This window comes from Tsukamurella strandjordii (genome assembly GCF_039525985.1).
GTDB lineage: Bacteria > Actinomycetota > Actinomycetes > Mycobacteriales > Mycobacteriaceae > Tsukamurella > Tsukamurella strandjordii.
Genome location: NZ_BAAAII010000013.1, coordinates 1 through 15612, shown reverse-complemented (window position 1 = coordinate 15612; position 15612 = coordinate 1). Strand labels below are relative to the sequence as shown.

Below are 15612 nucleotides of genomic sequence, written 5' to 3'. Positions count from 1 at the left end.
CTCGGCGCCGTGCTCGCGGTCGACACCGATCGCCTTGCAGTGCTTCATGAGAAAGCCGATGAACAGGTTGCGCCGCAGCTCGGCCTTCATCATGTAGCGGGGCCAGCGGCCGGCCCGGCGGGCGACGAGCCCGGCCTCGAGGAAGTCGACGTACGAGGTGTGGTTCACGGCCAGCACCACGCCGCCCTCGCGGGGGATGTTGTGCACCCCGCGGTAGTCGATCCGCAGTCCCTGGGCCCCGACGATCCCCTTCGCCAGGACCTCCACCGCCCGGAACACGGGCTCGCGCTGCACCATCGTCCTCCCTCGGCCGCTTTCGGTAGCCGGGGTCAGAATACGACGGTGCAGCGCGAGTCGTGGCGGGTTGTCAGTACGCCACGGAGAAGCGTTCGCGATGGTGCGCGGGCGTCACGATCTCATCGACGAAGGCCACGGCGTAATCCTCACCGGAGATCTCCGAGTTGCCGTCGGCATCGGTGAGGAGCAGGTCGCCGCTGGTGCGGTACGCGCCCCGCTTGGTGCCGGGGTTGAAGGAGCCGTAGCTCGCCGCGGGGCTCAGGTAGAACCAGTCCACATCGTCGACGGTGCGCAGGTAGTCCAGCGCGCGGTCGTGTTCGAGCGCGATCGGCTTGACCGCGTCCGGGAAGCCGGGCGTCTCCACCAGCTTCGGTCCCCCGTCGGCCACCAGCAGGCTGCCGGCGCCGCCCACCACACCCAGGCGCGCACCCGCCGCACGCGCGGCGGTCACGAGGTCGGCCAGGGAGGTGGGCAGGTCGACGCCCTCGCCCGACGGTGCCGCAGTCGGCAGAGCGGAGACGATCACGGTGGCATCGGCGGTGGCATCGGCCACGAAATCGGCGTCCGTCACATCGCCCGAGGCTGCGGTTGCGCCGGCCGGGACCTTGTCGATCGAGCGGGCGATGCCCACCGTGTCGATACCGCGCGAGACGAGCTCGGCGGTGATGGCCGATCCGGAGTAGCCGGAGGCGCCGAAGACGACGACCTTCACTTGGAGCTCTCCAGCTTCTTCTTGAGGATCAGCGCGTCCAGACCCAGCGAGGTCTGCGGCACTGCGGCCACCGCGAGCAGGCCGGCGATCAGGACCAGGTTGAGCTCGATGCCGCCGTTCATGGAGAAGAAGCCCTTATCGATGTGGACGGTGAACATGGCCACCAGCATGTCGATGATCAGGGCCACGGCGACGAGCGGCACAGCGAGGCCGAGGATGAGCAGGGCGCCGCCGAAGAGCTCGGTGAGGCCGACGACCCAGGCGAAGAAGTTGGGCAGCGGAATTCCGAGCGACTCGAAGAAGCGACCCGTCTGACCGGGGCCGACGGTGAACATCGACCGCCAGCCGTGGGCGAAGAAGACGATGCCGAGGATGATGCGGGCGGTGGTGAGCGAGAAGAACTGGGCGGTGACCAGCTTCTTGACCATGAGATCTCCTAATATAGTTGAAGCTTCAAGCTTAGGTGGCTACTATAGAAGCACAGACGATTCGTAAGCGCAATAGTCCCGTACGTGTAAGGTAAAGAAAATGGCAGACTTCGACGTCTTCGCGAAGAACTGCCCCTCTCGCCAGGTGTTCGCACATGTCACCGGACGGTGGGGGGCCCTGGTCCTCGGACGGCTCACCGTCGAACCGCAGCGGTTCGGCGAGATCCGGCGGCGGGTGGAGGGCATCAGCGACCGCATGCTCACCCAGACCCTGCGCACCCTCGTCGACGACGGGCTCGTTGCTCGGTACTCGGCCGGAACGAACCCCCCGTTGACCGAATACCGGCTCACGGACACCGGCCGCGATATCGCCGAGGCCGTGCAGAACCTGGCGCACACCGTGGAAGCGGCGATGCCCCGGGTCATGAGTCAGTCCTCGTCCACCGCGACGTAGACGCGCAGCGCCGGATCAGCGGATTCGAGCCGGTCGACGATCTCACCGCCGTCGCACCGCAGCAGCGCGACCGTCACCGCATCGTCGCCGCGCCGCAGCACCCGCCAGGCGCCGCCCGAATCCTCCCACCGCCGAAGCTCTTCCAGCGGGCTCACGAGACCACCACCGTGGGATCGACCACCTCGACCACGAGGGCACCGTCGGCCCGCCACACCCGCACCGGCGCACCCACGCCGGGCACCTGCGGCTGCAGGATCGGCTCGCCCCGGCCGTGCCACGCGGCCACGACGGCACCGTCGGGCAGCGCGATCGTGAGGTCGAAGCCCGAGACCCGGCCGGTGTCGGTCACGGCCACCTTCCGGTCGGTGACGCGGCCGTCGGCGGGAACCGCGATGGCGCACCCCGCTTCCCACGCCGCCTCCGCGCGCCGCGCCTGCGCCGCGGAGCCGAAGGAGACGAGGTAGGCCGCCCAGAATCCGAGGGTGAGGCCGCCCAGCAGCACGGTGAACAGGATCGAGAACCACAGGCCCGGCGTCTGCGCCGTCCACAGCGATGCGATCCCCACCGCGGCGATCACGGCGCCGATCACGAGCACTGCGCCCACCGCGGCCTTGGCCGGACCGCCCAACCGCTGCGGGAGCCGCAGGCGCGCGGGCGGCGCCGTGCCCAACGCGGATTCGAGGTGAACGACGTGCCCGACGGGCGGTTCCATGCGCTCAGCGTACCCACCCCGCGCACGCAGAAGGCCCCCTCCGCGAGGAGGGGGCCTTCCGGTGTTCCTGGAGTGGAGCTAAGGGGAATCGAACCCCTGACCTCCTCGATGCGAACGAGGCGCGCTACCAACTGCGCTATAGCCCCTCGATGGAACTCGACCACTCTAGCAAGGGTGGTCGAGTATCCGTTAACCGACCTTGCGCTGAACGGGTTCGGGCAGGTCAGCGGTCGGGCGGAGGAATTCGAACTCCTCGGCGCGGTAGCGCGGCAGGTGATCGAAGGCGGGGTCCTCGTCGTCGATCTCCATCACCACGCAGCCGCCGCGGCGCAGGTGCGCGGGGACACCGTCGACCACCTCGGACTCGCGCTCACGCTCGCGGCGCGCGCGTTCCAGGCGGGCCATCCGGCGGCGCCGGATCTCGGTCTCGATCCGCACCGTGCGGCGCAGGTACGCGAGGTAACCGACCAGGCCGAGCGCCAGCGCGCCGAGCGCGTACCAGGCGAAGGGCACGGCCATCAGTCCGGCGCCCAGCGCGACCACGGCGAGCACGCCCAGGGCCAGCGTCACGCGCTGCCGGAACCGGTAGCGCGCCTCGGAGAGCCGAGCGTCGTTCTCGGGGTCGAAACCACCACGGCGGCGCGACGATGCGTCGATGCCGACCGGGTCCACTCGCTCGACCGCGGCGCGCGAGACCGGGGCGACCTCCTCGGTCAGCGCCTCGTCCGCGGGCACCTCGTCGGGCTCGTCGATCGCGAGTTCGGTCTCGGCACCATCGATCTCGGCGTCGACGTCCTCGTCGTGGCGCTCCGCCGCCGGGGCCGCGGGACGGGCGACGGGGGCGAGCTCCTCGGTCTCCAGGGCATCGTCGAGCTCCTCGACGTCCACGATCTCCGCGACCTCGATGCGCTCGGCCTGGACGACGGGCTTCGCCTCGACGACGGGCTTCGCCTCGACCTCGGGCTCGTCGTGCAGTTCGGGCTCGTGCAGTTCCGGCTCGGGTGCGAGGGGGGCCTTCGGCGCGGTCACCGCGGCGCGGCGCACGGGCACGAGCGGCACGGTGTCGCCGTCCAGCGGGCCGGCGGCGGGCAGATCGTCGACATCGGAGTCGACGTAGGCGTGCGCCTCCTCCAGCTCGTCGACGTCGTCGGTCGCGCGGACCGGCTCGTCGAGCTCGGCATCGTCGCGCTCGCCGTCGGCGGTGCCGGTGGGCGTGATCTTGCGCCGCAGCGCGAGCTTGGCGGATCCGCCGCGATGCAGCAGACGGGTCTTGAGCGTCGCATCGGTCACGGTGTTCACCTTGGGGTGGCGCGCGACGAGCATCGGCACCAGCACCACCAGCCACGCGATCACGAGCCCGACCCACAGCAGAGTCTGGGGAATCATGTCGGCTCCCTCCGGCAGTTCGTCGAGCACGGATCACATCCGTGTAAGTCGCGGTCCAGGCTATTTCACCGGGGCTCGCGATCCGGTCCGACGCGCCGTAGCGGAACCTCAAAAATCTCGTTCCGTCACACGAGTCACAGCCTCAGAAGCGTGCGCGACCCGACCGCACCAGCCGGGCGACCATCGAATCGGCCACCTCCTCGGCGGTGATCGCCACCAGCAGGTGATCGCGCCACAGGCCGTCCACGTGCAGGTACCGCCGCAGCATCCCCTCCTCGCGGAAGCCGGAATTCGCCAGCACCGCACGGGATCCGGCGTTCTCCGGGCGCACCGTGGCCTCCACCCGGTGCAGGCCCAGCCGTTGGAAGCAGTGATCCACCGCCAGCGCCACCGCGGTCGTGGCCACCCCGCGGCCGGTGAACCGCCGGTCCACCCAGTACCCCACCCAGGCGCTCTGCAACGCGCCGCGCGTGATGTTGCCGACCGTGATCTGCCCCGCGTACTCCCCGTCCACCTCGATCACCCAGGGGATCACCGTGCCCGAGCGCGCCTGCGACCGCAGCGAAGCGCACAGCGGCGGCCACGCCGATGCGGTGTGCCGCCGGGTCCAATCGAGCTCACCCGAGGGCTCCCAGGGCTGTAGCTCAGCCCGGTTCAGCAGGCGCAATCGGGACCACTGCCGGGCATCGCGCGCACGGATCGGGCGCAGGACCACGGTGCCCGCCGCCGTCCGCAGCGGCCCTAGACGGACCTGCCAATACGCGCCGAACAGCACGCGTCAGCCGCGCTGCGCGAGGAAGGCGACCACCACGTCGTCGCCGGCCCGGACCTCCGTCACCTCCGGGTCCACCACGATCAGGCAGTTGGCCTCGGCCAGGCTCACCAGCAGGTGCGAGCCGTTGTCGGGGATCGGGGCCACCATGAACTCGCCGGAATCCTCGTCGCGCATGAGCTGCCCGCGCACGTACCCGCGCCGGCCCGCCGGCGATTCGAAGGACGCCGCGCTCTTCGCGGTGACCAGCCGGCGCATCGGCTGCCGCTTGCCCAGCGCGATCCGCACCAGCGGCCGCACCATCACCTCGAAGGCCACCAGCGCGCTCATCGGGTTCGAGGGCAGCAGGAAGGTGGGCACCTCGTCGGGCCCGAGCGCACCGAAGCCCTGCACCGAGGCGGGGTGCATCGCGATGCGCTCCACCGCCAGATCGCCGAGATCGGCCAGGGCCGCGGTGATCTCGTCCGACGCGGTACCGCCCAGCGAGGAGGTGATGATCACCACCTCGGAACGCTGCAACTGCGCCTCGACGGCATCGTGCAATTGGGCCTGATCGCCGGAGACGATGCCCACCCGGTGCACCTCGGCGCCGCAGTCGCGGGCGGCCGCGGCCAGCGCGTAGGAGGCCACGTCGTACACCTGGCCGGCACCGGTCTCGCGATCGATGTCCACCAGCTCGCGGCCCACCGAGATCACCGCGACACGGGGCCGCGGATGCACGGAGACCTTGTCCTTGCCGACGGCGGCGAGCAGGCCCACCTGCGCCGGACCGACGACGGTGCCGCGGCGCACCGCCACATCGCCCGGCTGCACATCGTCGCCCGTGCGGCGCACGTACTGTCCCGACCGGACCGAGTGGCCCACCTTGACCTTCGACAGGCCACCGTCGGTCCACTTGTCCGGCAGCACCGCATCGGCCAGCGTGGGCAGCGGCGCACCGGTCTCGACCTTGACGGCCTGCCCCGGCTGCAGCCGGATGGGCTGGCGGTTCCCGGCCCGCACCTCGCCCACCACGGGCAGCGTCACGACGATCTGCTCGCCGGTCTCCTCGTCGGTCGCGCCGGCATCGGCCACGTCCACCGAGCGCACGGCGTACCCGTCGATGGCGGCCTGGTCGAACGCCGGAAGCGCGTTCTCGACCACGACCTCCTCGGCGCACATCAGGCCCTGCGCCTCCGAGATGCCCACGCGCACCGGACGGGGGGCCACCGCCGCCGCCGTGACCCGTGCCAGATGGTCCTCAACGGAGCGCATGTCTCGCCTCCCTGTGCCCGAAGTCAGCTGTTCAGTCGTTCCTGCAGCCATTCCCGCAGGTCGGGTCCGTAGTCGTCACGGTCCAGCGCCAAGTCAACCGCAGCCTTGAGGTAGCCACCGGGATTTCCGAGATCGTGTCGGGTTCCGCGGTGCACCACCACGTGCACGGGATGCCCCTCGCTGATGAGCAGTGCGATCGCATCGGTCAGCTGGAGTTCGCCGCCCGCGCCCGGCTCGATGCGGCGCAGCGCGTCGAAGATCGCCCGGTCCAGCAGGTAGCGGCCGGCCGCCGCGTAGTTCGACGGGGCGTCCTCGGCCTTGGGCTTCTCGACCATGCCGTTGACCTTGAGCACATCGGGATTCGCGGCGTCGGGAACGATCTCGACGTCGAAGGCGCCGTAGCTGCTGATCTGCTCCGGGGTCACCTCGATGGCGCACAGCACCGAGCCGCCGCGCTTCTCGCGCACCTTGGCCATGGTGGTGAGCACGCCGATCGGGAGCACCAGATCGTCGGGCAGGAGCACGGCGATGGCGTCCTCGTCGTCGTCGAGCACGGGCTCCACACAGGCGACCGCGTGACCGAGGCCCAGCGGCTTGTCCTGGATCACCGCTTCGGCGTGAATCAGGTTGGGGGCGCGGCGAACCTTGTCGAGCATGGCCTTCTTGCCGCGCTTCTCGAGGGTGCCCTCGAGCACCAGGTCCTCGACGAAGTGGGCGACCACACCGTCTTTGCCGGGGCTGGTGACGATGCAGAGGCGCTCGGCACCGGCGGCGGCAGCCTCTTCGGCCACGAGCTCGATGCCCGGCGTATCGACCACCGGGAGGAGTTCCTTGGGAACCGTCTTGGTCGCAGGGAGGAAGCGGGTGCCGAGGCCGGCGGCGGGGACCACCGCGGTCTTCGGAATGGACGGCGAGTTCATTCCCCCACCATAGGGTAGGTCACGCTTGGGTAACGATGTGAGTATGGACTCCATGAGCTGTGACCCCGGTACGGCGGCGGAGAAGCGGGCCTGGAGGGCGCGCCTGCGAGAGCAGCGCGCGGCCCTCGGCAAGACCGAGCGAGAGGCCGCGGCCAGGGCGCTATCGGAGCTGGTGGCGGGGCTCGACCTTGGTGCCCGGGTGGCGGCCTACGTGCCCGTGGGCGCGGAGCCCGGGAGCCTCGCGATGCTGGACGCGATCGGCGGCGAGGTGCTGCTGCCGGTGACACCCGCCACACCGGGCGCCCTCGATTGGTCGGTGTACCGGGGCGAGCTGGCCGCGGGCCCCTTCGGGCTGCTGGAGCCGCCGGGGCAGCGACTCGGCGCCGACGCCCTGACCTCGGTGGATACCGTGCTGCTCCCCGCAGTGGGGGTCTCGCGCAGCGGGGTCCGGCTCGGCCGCGGGGCGGGGTACTACGACCGGTCGCTGCGCAGCGGCGCCCGGCTGATCGCGGTGGTCTACGACCACGAACTGGTCGACGAGCTGCCCGCCGAGCCCACCGACGTGCCCGTGCACGCCGCCCTCACCCCGTCCGGACTGATCGAGCTGTCGCGAAACTGTTCCTGAGCGGGCCGCTGCGGCCATAGTGTCCGCGCTCAGCCGCTACGCGACAGTTTCCCGCAGCGATCTCGGTGCGAGCGGCGGCGGATGACGGCACGGATGAACGGCAACACCTCGTCCCACTGATGCACCACGTGGGCATAGCTCAATCGCATCACGAGGTAGCCGTCCGCCACCGAGACCAGGTCCCGCCAGCGGTCCTTCCCGAACTGCTGTCCGAGGTGGTGCTGCTTCCCATCGCACTCGATGATCAACCGGTCCCCGACCAGCATGTCCACCGTGCCGACATCGGGTATTCGCACCTGAGTGCGCAACCGAATACCGCGGCGCCGCAACCGGAACCGCACCAGCGACTCGATGCCGGAGTCCGCCCGCGGATCGACTTCCCCCAGCAACCGCTGCACGCGCAGCGGCGCGCCCTCCAGCAACGGAGCGACGTCGCCGACGGACCACCCCGGCCGCCGGAGCACGGAATCGCAGATCGCGACGAAATCCTCCTCCGATGCACACCGAGCCGCGCAGGCCAGTGCCTCCGGAATGGGATCGACCGCCCGCCGCGGAGTCGCCAGCGGCCGGTAGGCCGAGCATTGCCCCTGCGCGCGAAGGTGCCGGGACCGGCGAATGTGCACGCGCGCTGCGGGCACGCTCCACACCCCGTCGCGACGGGCGAGTGCACTGATGCACGTGACCACGCCGCCGGATCGCACCGCTGCCACCACCGCCGGATCGGAAGCCCCCGCGTCGTACCAGCCGCGGCGGACCACCGTGAGATGGCGGTGCCGCACGGCGTGCTCGATGTCCGCGGGCGCGACGCCGCACGAGAGCAGCATCTGCCGCGAGACCACTCCGCCGTCGACTGCCGCGATCTGCTGCACGGCCCGTTCGATGTCCATGCGAGCAGGGTGCGCGATGCCACGGACGGAACCTGCCGACCAGGAGGCGGCCTGTGGATGAATGCCTCTGTCGCGAAACTGTTCTCCACAGGGCCTACGCAGCCACTATGTCCTCACGACGCCGCTGGGCGACAGTTTCGCGGGGCTAGATCAGGAGACGCGCGATGTAGCGCTCACCGTAGGCGCGCAGCGCCGCCGAATCACTGACGTCCAGGCCGGTGGGCGGATTGGACAGCAGGGAGCCCGTGACCCGGAGCATGAGGTCGGTCACGGAGCAGAGATCGGCGTAGTCCTGCTCGGCACCGGAATTGCGCAGCCGGATCACGATGCCCTGGATCAGCAGGTCCCACACCCCGCGCGGGATGCGCAGGAAGTATTCCGGTTCCGCGGCCAGCACCTTGGACACGGCGAGGTTGGCGGCGGCCTGTTCGATGCTGAGCACGAACACCTCCACCAGGGTCTGCTGCGGCGTGAACCCGACGATCGTCTTGTCGAGCCGGCGGCGCAGGGTGCGGATCTCGATGGCCACCACCCGCGCGATCAGCTGGTCGCGGTTGGGGAAGATCCGGTACAGCGTGCTGCGGGAGACGTGGGCCTGTTTGGCCACCTGGTCCATGCTGACGCCGGGGATGCCGTTCGCCGCGATCACCTCGCGCGCCGCCTCCACGATCCGACGTGCCGGCGACGGCGTTCGCTGAGCGCCGATGTGCGCAGCCGAGGGAACCGTCATACCGGTATCGTATCCGCTCACACCGTTGGCACTCGACTCGTCGGAGTGCTAACTACGCGGTAATATGGGTGGGTGCCTACTTACTCGTACGCGTGCAAGGAGTGCGGCGAATCCTTCGACGCCGTGCAGTCCTTCTCGGATGATCCGCTGACCGTCTGCCCGAACTGCGGCGGACCGCTGCGCAAGCTGTTCAACTCGGTGGGCGTGGTCTTCAAGGGCAGCGGCTTCTACCGCACCGATTCCCGCAGCTCGAAGGCCGACACCACCGCCAAGTCCGAGACGAAGTCGTCGTCGGACACCGCGGCGAAGGTCGAGAAGGCCGCCAATCCGTCCGGCTCCTAACGCTGTGTAGGTTGCTCTCATGACGCACGTTTTCGATGAGGCGACCGCGGTCGAGCAGGTGTCCCCCGGAGTCTTCCGGGCGCACACCCATCCCGCCTACAACAACATGGTCGGACCGTTCGGCGGGATCACCGCCGCCACGGTGGTGACCGCACTGCAGCACCACCCGCAGGCGCAGGGCGATCCGCTGTCGATGACCCTGAACTACGCCGCCCCGATCGCCGAGGGCGCCTGGGAGATCGCGGTCACGGTGCTGCGCACCAACCGCACGAACCAGCACTTCACCTTCCTGATCAGCCAGAACGACGGTCCGGTCGCCTCCGGCACCGCGGTCTTCGGCACGCGCCGCGACACCTGGAGCGACACCGAGTACGACTTCCCGTCCGTCGGCGCGCCCGAGGACTACGCCGAGCAGGAGTTCCCCGAGTTCATCGCCTGGCCGCGCAATTACGAGAAGCGCTTCGTGGAGGGCGGCCTGAACGACATCACGGGACCGCAGCCGTCGTCGACCACCACGCTGTGGCTGCGCGACCGGCCGGGCCGCGACCTGGACTACCCCGCCCTCGCCTCGATCGCGGACGCCTTCTTCCCGCGCGTCTTCCTGCGCCGCGGCACGTACCTGCCAGCGGGCACGATCTCGCTGACCACCTACTTCCACGCCACCGCCGCCGAACTCGCCGAACAGGGCGACGACTACCTGCTGGGCACCGCCTCGGCGGCCCGGTTCGGACACGGCCATTTCGACCAGTACGGGCAGGTCTGGGGCCGCGCGGGCACGCTGCTGGCAACCACGCACCAGCTGGTCTACTACAAGGATCCACAGGGCTGATCCGGGCCCTTCCTCCACAGGTTCGGGGTTTTCCACAGGCCGGGCATCGCAGCGTGGTTTCGCCCCGAGCCCGACGGTGCGCCGTCGTAGCGTCCGGTCATGGACTCGTTGCAACCGACCGGCGCCGAGCGACTGCGCGCGGCACTGCGCCCGGGATGGGCCCGCACCCTCGCGGCGCGGAGGGCGGCCGCCGCGCTGCTGGCGGTGCTCGCCCTGGTCCTCGCCGTCACCACCGAGCCGCGCGGACCGCGGGCCGAGGTGCTCACGGCCGCACGCGAACTGGGGCCCGGTGGCAAGCTCACCGCCGACGACGTGCGGCTGACGACGGTTCCCGCCGAGCTCGCCCCGCAGGACGCGCTGTTGGCGGCCGACGAGGCCGTCGGCCGGTCGGTGACGGGGCCGGTCGGCGTCGGCGAGATCCTCACCGACCGGCGGGTGCTCACCGATCGCACGGCGGGACAGATCCGGCCGGGAGCGCGGCTCGTGCCCGTGGCACTGCAGGATTCGGCCACGATGGACCTGCTGCGGCCCGGCGACGTGGTCGACGTGGTCGCCCAGCGCAAACCACGGGCCGGCGACCAGGACGACGGTGCGCCGCTGGTCCTGGCCCGGTCTGCCACGGTGGCCGTGGCCGCGGCGGCACAGGGTCCGCGGCAGCAGGCCCGCACGGCGATGCTCGCGATGTCCGAGAGCGAGGCGCATGCGGTGGCCGCCGCGGCGCTCAGTTCGCCGCTGTCGGTGGTCTTCCGGTGATCGTCAGCCGACCCGGTAGGTGAGCTCGCGCAGCAGCCAGTTCTGCCGCTGCCGGGTGACATCGGCGACCGCCGGACCGTAGTAGAAGCGCATGTACTGCTGCGCATTGCGCCGCTGCGCGCGGGTGGGCAGGGCCGCCAGTTCCTGCGGCGGTGCCAATTGCGCGGCCTCGGGCGTGCGGATCGCGCCGGCCAGCCACCGTCGTTGCTCGAGGAGCATCCACACCCACGCACCGGCCAGCACGCCCACGGTGACGGCGCACTTGAGCACCAGCAGGAGCAGCACGATGGCCGGATTCTCCCCGCTCGGCGCGTTCCACCAGAAGTGCAGCAGGTAGGCGAGGGCGATGCCCAGCAGGCCGAGCGCCGCACGCGAGCGCAGCAGGATCAGGCCCACCGCGAACAGCCCGGTGTACACCCAGTGCGATTGGAATCCGAAGACGGCCCGCAGGATGGAGACGGTCAGCGCCCCGGCCACGTCGGACTGCGCGTCCCGCAGCGCGAAGGTCACCGCGTACGAGACGTTCTCGACCACCTGGAATCCGAGCCCGGCGAAGGCACCGACGGCGAAGACCTGCATCGGCCGGCGCACCCGGTCGCGGTACATCACCAGCAGCAGGGCGACGCCGGCGCCCTTGATGGTCTCCTCGTCGAGAGGGCCGATGAGGGCGGCGCTCCAGGTGGTGGCGCCCGGATCGTCGAGCACGTCGAGCACCGCGTCGGAGGCGAACCCGTTGATCTGCAGCGCCAGCCCGCAGGCGCCGATCGCGCCCCAGGCGAAGGCCAGGCCCCACGCGGATCGGACCTGCGCGTGCGAGCGGTCGAGCAGCACGATGATCCCCGCCACGAGCGCGGCGGCGATCAGGATCACCGGCAGCGCCGCGGCCACGCCCTTCCACGACGCGGCGAGACGCTCCGGCATATCGCGCAGGAGCACCACCGCGCCGAGTACCAGCCCGAGCGCGAACACCCAGGCGCTGATCAGCCTGGCCCAGTCGCGCTTCACGAGGTCCGCATCGTCTGCACGAGAGCGGGCAGGTCGGCGAGCGGACCGTCGCCCGTGCGGAGTGTGAGCACGGTGACCAGCAGCTTTTCGCTGGCGACCACGGCGCAATCGCCGCGCCGCTCCCCCGCGGTCGCGGTGCAGGTACGGCCGGTGAACCGGTCGCCGCGCACATCGCCGGTGAAGGAGGCGTCCACCCCGCCCACCTCCAGCTCGCGCAGGCGCCGCGGCGCGGCGGTGTCGAAGTCCTTCATCCCGGTGGTGAGCCGCACGGTCAGCGTGCTGCCCTGCGGGTGCACGAAGCGCAGGACGTCGGCTCGGCCCGTGGGCACGCGTTCCCAGCCCGACGGTGCGCGGAACTCCACCTCGCCGGTGGCCCCGCTGCCGACGCGGAAAGTCTGGTCGCGCACGGGCGTCATCGGGGTGGGTACCGCGCGCTCGACGCCGAACCAGCCTGCGGCCAATCCCCCCACGGCGAGAATCACACCCGCCGAAACGCCCGCGTCGACTGCACGGGAACGGTTCATATGGTTAGCATATTCTGCAGAGTTGCCTCACGCGTAACACAGGTTACGAAATCGCAAAGGATGGACAGCAATGCTCAAGGGCTTCAAAGACTTTCTCCTCAAAGGCAACGTGCTCGATTTGGCCGTCGCCGTCGTGGTCGGTGCCGCGTTCACCGCGATCGTCACCGCGTTCACCGAACACATCGTGCAGCCGCTCATCGCCTCGATCGGTGGCGGCGACAGCGTGCAGGGCCTCGCCTGGGAGATCAAGAAGGGCGTTCCCGCCACCACGGTGGACCTCGGCGCCGTGATCACCGCGGGGATCAACTTCATCCTGGTGGCGGCGGTGGTGTACTTCGTGCTGATCCTGCCCTACGAGACGCTGAAGAACCGCGCCGGCAGCGCGGCCACCGAGGACGAGGTGGACGTGCTGGTGGAGATCCGCGACCTGCTCGCCTCGCAGGCCGGTGCGGCTCAGGGCGGCGCGCACGCGGCGCTTCCGCCCACGGGCCAGTTCCCCACGCAGCCGAAGCAGCAGTAGCCGGCACGGTCCGGAAACGACGAAGGGCGGCCCCCGCAGCGGGGCCGCCCTTCGGCATCTAGGGGGCTCAGCGCCCACTGCCCTTCCGTTGTCAGTTGCAGCTGAGGGCAGACCGCTCGATCCAGCCAGATTTGGGACTGTAGGGATCGGATCCCTTACTCCACGACTTACCGAACTCGAAAGACGTCGAATCTTCCCACCACGAATCTCCTGGCGAGACGGAGCCGGTGGACAGGAAGGAGCCCGGTGAGTCATAGATACTCGCAAAGCTGGTCACCTTGCACGAGGCTGCGGCAGCGGGTCCCACCCCCGCACATGCTCCAGCTACAACGAGCGCAGAAACAACGGACGCGGTGAACAGGTTCTTTCTCATGATTTTCCCTTCGGTTCGGACACTACATAGATGACGATATGCAAAGTCCCCGCCCCGATCACGGGATACCGAGAAGTCCACGAGGAAGCCCGGATCGTCCGCAGCCACGCGGACTGGAGCGAAATCAGCGCTCCGTGAAACGACGAAGGGCGGCCCCCGCAGCGGGGCCGCCCTTCTCACGTTCAGCGGTCTGTGGCCCGCTGAACGCAGCTCAGCCGAGGGTGAACGTGTCACCCCACAGGACCAGGCGGCCCTTGGAATTGCCGACGGTGCCCTTGACGATCACGTACAGGCGGGCCTGTGCGTAGCCGGCGCAGCCGTCGACACCGATGGTCTGATCAGTGAAGGTGAAGCCGCCCGAGGCGCCGTCGAACGCGAAATCGGTGGCGGGCGCGTACCAGTCCGGGGCCACTTCGTCGCCGGGCTTCGGCCAGGTGGCGCGGTCATAGGTCAGCGACTGCGTGCCGATCGAACCGGCAGCGAGCGAAATCGAACCACCAGTAGTGCCCTTGACCGACGGAGCGCCGACGTACCCCGTGCTGTCAATGATGTTTCCGCTGTCGTTGTTGACGCCTGCCGAAGCGCCCAGATTGACGTTCGCACTACCCACATCGACCTGGCAACCCACGGCATACCCGGCCTCGATCGAGCCACCGCTCGGGTCGGCACCGTCGATCTTGGCGCTGACCACGCCGGACACCCAGGCGTTGCGCGTGGTCGGCAGGGCCACCATGCCCGGCGACAAGCGGGCCGTCTGCTGCTTGACCGTGACGGTCAGCGAGCCGCCGGAGCCGATCTTCGTGGTTGCGCTGGCGTTGCGCACGGGGATGACGGTGTCGGCGCCCGCGGTGGCGACCGGTCCGAGCAGTCCAACGGTGGCCGTGGCTGCAATAGCTCCCACGGCCGCCTTGCGAACGAGATGAGACGACATTCCGAGTTCCTTTCAGCACCGCCGGTCCGGCCCGGGTGGCAACGCAGCAGAGACGCGAGTTTCGCTTCGCGATGGCCGAAATGTCGCATCTGCGCAGTTCAAGGGCTTGCCTGCACCCGGGAGCGGTAGTGACGACAAAGCTAACATGAAGATTCCGGGAAGGGGCCGTTCGGTAACACTGATTTAACAGTTTGCCGCAGTCTTAACATTTCGTGCCATTTCCCTGAGAGAACCGACACATCCGGGGCGGCACGGAAACGCCGCGGGGCGGCATCCGGGGTGATCCGGATGCCGCCCCGTTCGGCGATCACGCAGGGTCTCAGCCCAGCGAGAAGGGCTTGCCCCAGAGGATCACGTAGCCCTCGGTGTTCCCCACCTTGGCCTTGACCTTGGCGAAGAACTTCGCCTGAGCGTAACCGGCACAGCCGTCCACACCGATGGTCTGATCCTGGAAGCTCAGCGACCCGTTCGCGCCGGTGAACTTGAACCCGGTGCTCGGCTCCGCCCAGTCGGGGGCGAACTCGTCGCCCGGGGAGGGCCAGGTAGCGCGGTCGTAGGTCAGCATCTGCGTACCGATGCTGCCGGCAGCGAGCTTCAGGCTGCCACCAGTCGAACCCGACACCGAAGGCGCACCCGTGTAGCCCGAGGGGGACAGCACATTGCCGTTCGCGTCGTTGATCCCCGCCTTGGCACCGAGGTTGACCTGAGCAGCGCCCACGTCGACCTGGCAACCCACGGCGTACCCGGCTGCGATCGAGCCGCCACTCGCACCCTTGCCGTCGATCTTCGCGGACACATTGCCCGACACCCACGCGTTGCGAGTGGTGGGCAGGGCGACCATACCCGGCGACAGACGCGCCGAGTGATCCTTGACGGTCACGGTGATGTTGGCATCGCCCACCTTCTGCGTGGTGGTCGACACCCCCAGGGGAATGAAAGTATCGGCGGCGGCGGGGCTGACGGCGATCGCACCGCACAGGACGCCGGCGGCGGCAGTCGCGGCGGCACCGCGCATCGCAAGCTTCTTCATGAATTCATCCTTGTGAGAATCGGTTTCGCGCCCTCACGGACGCGAGCGGGAGTTTCGGTCAGCCCAGGGAGAAGGGGGCGCCGTACAGGAAACCCTGAATACGATTGCCACCCTTGATCTCCACCCAG

Annotated in this window: 21 protein-coding genes and 1 tRNA gene; 6 read left to right on the top strand and 16 right to left on the bottom strand. The window is 69.6% G+C overall.

Features of this window, described 5'->3' with window-relative positions; genetic code table 11:
* From ABD108_RS20170 to ABD108_RS20160, 3 genes are all read right to left on the bottom strand, one after another.
* On the bottom strand, positions 1 to 297 hold a 297-nt coding region (locus tag ABD108_RS20170), incomplete at its 3' end, for a lysophospholipid acyltransferase family protein (protein ID WP_343931220.1).
* A gap of 70 nt (positions 298 to 367) precedes the next feature.
* Positions 368 to 1009, bottom strand: coding sequence for an NAD(P)-dependent oxidoreductase (locus ABD108_RS20165; protein WP_220658086.1), 642 nt, complete (start codon positions 1007 to 1009; stop codon positions 368 to 370).
* Positions 1006 to 1437 (bottom strand): DoxX family protein, encoded by a 432-nt coding sequence (locus ABD108_RS20160; RefSeq protein ID WP_343931219.1) that lies wholly within the window; start codon positions 1435 to 1437, stop codon positions 1006 to 1008. Before ABD108_RS20160 ends, ABD108_RS20165 begins: the two co-directional genes overlap by 4 nt.
* A 100-nt stretch (positions 1438 to 1537) precedes the next feature.
* Here ABD108_RS20160 and ABD108_RS20155 point away from each other — a divergent pair, with 100 nt between their 5' ends.
* Positions 1538 to 1891: a winged helix-turn-helix transcriptional regulator gene (locus ABD108_RS20155; protein ID WP_305110984.1), complete on the top strand. Its 354-nt coding sequence runs from the start codon at positions 1538 to 1540 to the stop codon at positions 1889 to 1891.
* Here ABD108_RS20155 and ABD108_RS20150 read toward each other — a convergent pair.
* The 7 genes from ABD108_RS20150 to ABD108_RS20120 form a co-directional block, all read right to left on the bottom strand.
* Entirely contained in the window at positions 1867 to 2046 is a 180-nt protein-coding gene (locus tag ABD108_RS20150; protein ID WP_343931218.1) for a hypothetical protein, read from the bottom strand. The genes ABD108_RS20155 and ABD108_RS20150 overlap by 25 nt on opposite strands.
* Positions 2043 to 2603, bottom strand: coding sequence for a hypothetical protein (locus ABD108_RS20145; RefSeq protein ID WP_343931217.1), 561 nt, complete (start codon positions 2601 to 2603; stop codon positions 2043 to 2045). The genes ABD108_RS20150 and ABD108_RS20145 overlap by 4 nt, the downstream gene beginning before the upstream one ends.
* 73 nt (positions 2604 to 2676) lie before the next feature.
* Positions 2677 to 2749: transfer RNA gene (locus ABD108_RS20140), tRNA-Ala, on the bottom strand.
* Between the two features lie 43 nt (positions 2750 to 2792).
* Entirely contained in the window at positions 2793 to 3989 is a 1197-nt protein-coding gene (sepX, locus tag ABD108_RS20135) for a divisome protein SepX/GlpR (RefSeq protein ID WP_343931216.1), read from the bottom strand.
* 142 nt (positions 3990 to 4131) lie between these two features.
* On the bottom strand, positions 4132 to 4764 hold the full coding sequence (locus ABD108_RS20130; protein ID WP_343931215.1) for a GNAT family N-acetyltransferase: 633 nt from the start codon (positions 4762 to 4764) through the stop codon (positions 4132 to 4134).
* A 3-nt stretch (positions 4765 to 4767) separates the two neighbouring features.
* Positions 4768 to 6015, bottom strand: a complete 1248-nt coding sequence (gene glp / locus ABD108_RS20125; RefSeq protein WP_220658079.1) for a molybdotransferase-like divisome protein Glp — start codon at positions 6013 to 6015, stop codon at positions 4768 to 4770.
* Positions 6016 to 6038: 23 nt separating this feature from the next.
* Complete coding sequence (locus tag ABD108_RS20120; protein WP_220658078.1) at positions 6039 to 6935, bottom strand: UTP--glucose-1-phosphate uridylyltransferase; 897 nt, start codon at positions 6933 to 6935, stop codon at positions 6039 to 6041.
* 52 nt (positions 6936 to 6987) lie between these two features.
* On the opposite strand from ABD108_RS20120, the gene ABD108_RS20115 reads away from it, so the two are divergent.
* Positions 6988 to 7560, top strand: a complete 573-nt coding sequence (locus ABD108_RS20115) for a 5-formyltetrahydrofolate cyclo-ligase (protein ID WP_343931214.1) — start codon at positions 6988 to 6990, stop codon at positions 7558 to 7560.
* Between the two features lie 29 nt (positions 7561 to 7589).
* Here ABD108_RS20115 and ABD108_RS20110 read toward each other — a convergent pair whose 3' ends face one another.
* Entirely contained in the window at positions 7590 to 8447 is an 858-nt protein-coding gene (locus ABD108_RS20110) for an endonuclease domain-containing protein (RefSeq protein ID WP_343931213.1), read from the bottom strand.
* A gap of 145 nt (positions 8448 to 8592) precedes the next feature.
* Positions 8593 to 9177 (bottom strand): TetR/AcrR family transcriptional regulator, encoded by a 585-nt coding sequence (locus ABD108_RS20105; RefSeq protein WP_220658075.1) that lies wholly within the window; start codon positions 9175 to 9177, stop codon positions 8593 to 8595.
* A 72-nt stretch (positions 9178 to 9249) separates the two neighbouring features.
* On the opposite strand from ABD108_RS20105, the gene ABD108_RS20100 reads away from it, so the two are divergent.
* From ABD108_RS20100 to ABD108_RS20090, 3 genes are all read left to right on the top strand, one after another.
* Positions 9250 to 9519 carry an FmdB family zinc ribbon protein gene (locus ABD108_RS20100; protein WP_220658074.1) on the top strand — a complete coding sequence of 90 codons (270 nt, stop codon included), beginning with the start codon at positions 9250 to 9252 and terminating at the stop codon, positions 9517 to 9519.
* 19 nt (positions 9520 to 9538) lie between these two features.
* Complete coding sequence (locus ABD108_RS20095; RefSeq protein WP_305110990.1) at positions 9539 to 10348, top strand: acyl-CoA thioesterase; 810 nt, start codon at positions 9539 to 9541, stop codon at positions 10346 to 10348.
* Between the two features lie 99 nt (positions 10349 to 10447).
* Entirely contained in the window at positions 10448 to 11101 is a 654-nt protein-coding gene (locus tag ABD108_RS20090; protein ID WP_343931212.1) for an RcpC/CpaB family pilus assembly protein, read from the top strand.
* A gap of 3 nt (positions 11102 to 11104) precedes the next feature.
* On the opposite strand, the gene ABD108_RS20085 is transcribed toward ABD108_RS20090, so the two are convergent.
* Positions 11105 to 12106: a PrsW family intramembrane metalloprotease gene (locus ABD108_RS20085; protein ID WP_343931211.1), complete on the bottom strand. Its 1002-nt coding sequence runs from the start codon at positions 12104 to 12106 to the stop codon at positions 11105 to 11107.
* Positions 12103 to 12630, bottom strand: a complete 528-nt coding sequence (locus ABD108_RS20080; RefSeq protein WP_343931210.1) for a hypothetical protein — start codon at positions 12628 to 12630, stop codon at positions 12103 to 12105. The genes ABD108_RS20085 and ABD108_RS20080 overlap by 4 nt, the downstream gene beginning before the upstream one ends.
* A gap of 70 nt (positions 12631 to 12700) precedes the next feature.
* Between ABD108_RS20080 and mscL the strand changes: the two genes are divergently transcribed.
* On the top strand, positions 12701 to 13150 hold the full coding sequence (gene mscL, locus ABD108_RS20075) for a large conductance mechanosensitive channel protein MscL (RefSeq protein ID WP_220658069.1): 450 nt from the start codon (positions 12701 to 12703) through the stop codon (positions 13148 to 13150).
* A 584-nt stretch (positions 13151 to 13734) separates the two neighbouring features.
* On the opposite strand, the gene ABD108_RS20070 is transcribed toward mscL, so the two are convergent.
* Both ABD108_RS20070 and ABD108_RS20065 read right to left on the bottom strand, forming a co-directional pair.
* Positions 13735 to 14346, bottom strand: coding sequence for an MspA family porin (locus ABD108_RS20070; protein WP_255585676.1), 612 nt, complete (start codon positions 14344 to 14346; stop codon positions 13735 to 13737).
* Positions 14347 to 14773: 427 nt separating this feature from the next.
* The gene (locus ABD108_RS20065) at positions 14774 to 15484 is read right to left on the bottom strand and encodes an MspA family porin (RefSeq protein ID WP_220658067.1); all 711 of its coding nucleotides are present in this window, start codon (positions 15482 to 15484) and stop codon (positions 14774 to 14776) included.
* Positions 15485 to 15612: the final 128 nt, after the last annotated feature.

What these genes read in the sequence shown, in the direction of transcription:
- ABD108_RS20120 (WP_220658078.1), bottom strand. Translation starts at nt 6,935, where the DNA reads ATGAACTCGCCGTCCATTCCGAAGACCGCGGTGGTCCCCGCCGCCGGC.
- ABD108_RS20160 (WP_343931219.1), bottom strand. Translation starts at nt 1,437, where the DNA reads ATGGTCAAGAAGCTGGTCACCGCCCAGTTCTTCTCGCTCACCACCGCC.
- ABD108_RS20145 (WP_343931217.1), bottom strand. Translation starts at nt 2,603, where the DNA reads ATGGAACCGCCCGTCGGGCACGTCGTTCACCTCGAATCCGCGTTGGGC.
- ABD108_RS20155 (WP_305110984.1), top strand. Translation starts at nt 1,538, where the DNA reads ATGGCAGACTTCGACGTCTTCGCGAAGAACTGCCCCTCTCGCCAGGTG.
- ABD108_RS20115 (WP_343931214.1), top strand. Translation starts at nt 6,988, where the DNA reads ATGAGCTGTGACCCCGGTACGGCGGCGGAGAAGCGGGCCTGGAGGGCG.
- ABD108_RS20095 (WP_305110990.1), top strand. Translation starts at nt 9,539, where the DNA reads ATGACGCACGTTTTCGATGAGGCGACCGCGGTCGAGCAGGTGTCCCCC.
- ABD108_RS20105 (WP_220658075.1), bottom strand. Translation starts at nt 9,177, where the DNA reads ATGACGGTTCCCTCGGCTGCGCACATCGGCGCTCAGCGAACGCCGTCG.
- sepX (WP_343931216.1), bottom strand. Translation starts at nt 3,989, where the DNA reads ATGATTCCCCAGACTCTGCTGTGGGTCGGGCTCGTGATCGCGTGGCTG.
- ABD108_RS20090 (WP_343931212.1), top strand. Translation starts at nt 10,448, where the DNA reads ATGGACTCGTTGCAACCGACCGGCGCCGAGCGACTGCGCGCGGCACTG.
- glp (WP_220658079.1), bottom strand. Translation starts at nt 6,015, where the DNA reads ATGCGCTCCGTTGAGGACCATCTGGCACGGGTCACGGCGGCGGCGGTG.
- ABD108_RS20110 (WP_343931213.1), bottom strand. Translation starts at nt 8,447, where the DNA reads ATGGACATCGAACGGGCCGTGCAGCAGATCGCGGCAGTCGACGGCGGA.
- mscL (WP_220658069.1), top strand. Translation starts at nt 12,701, where the DNA reads ATGCTCAAGGGCTTCAAAGACTTTCTCCTCAAAGGCAACGTGCTCGAT.
- ABD108_RS20065 (WP_220658067.1), bottom strand. Translation starts at nt 15,484, where the DNA reads ATGAAGAAGCTTGCGATGCGCGGTGCCGCCGCGACTGCCGCCGCCGGC.
- ABD108_RS20080 (WP_343931210.1), bottom strand. Translation starts at nt 12,630, where the DNA reads ATGAACCGTTCCCGTGCAGTCGACGCGGGCGTTTCGGCGGGTGTGATT.